At 47.3% G+C, this 412-nt stretch carries 1 protein-coding gene; it reads left to right on the top strand.

Annotated features, from left to right (window positions below; all coding sequences use genetic code 11):
- On the top strand, nt 1-412 hold a 412-nt coding region (locus ACTHUM_RS20140), incomplete at both ends, for a collagen-flanked surface repeat-containing protein (protein WP_440404022.1).

Raw genomic sequence — 412 nt, 5'->3', positions numbered from 1 at the left:
AAGGTGAAGACGGTAAGAATGCTGAAGCCGACGTTAAAGACAACGGCAATGGCACTCACACTGTAACCATCAAAGACGGTAACGGTAATACCACTACTACCATCATTAAAGACGGTGCAACTGGTGCTACCGGTGCAACTGGTGCAGATGGTAAGAATGCTGAAGCCGACGTTAAAGACAACGGCGACGGCACTCATACTGTGACCATTAAAGACGGTAACGGTAACACCACTACTACCATCGTTAAAGACGGTAAAGCTGCAGCTAAGGGTGATACTGGTGCTAAAGGTGAAGACGGTAAGAATGCTGAAGCCGACGTTAAAGACAACGGCAATGGCACTCACACTGTAACCATCAAAGACGGTAACGGTAATACCACTACTACCATCATTAAAGACGGTGCAACTGGTGC

The organism is Neisseria sp. P0021.S006 (genome assembly GCF_051956895.1).
Note: the sequence above shows the minus strand (reverse complement) of the source record. Positions and strands in the feature narration are given on the sequence as shown.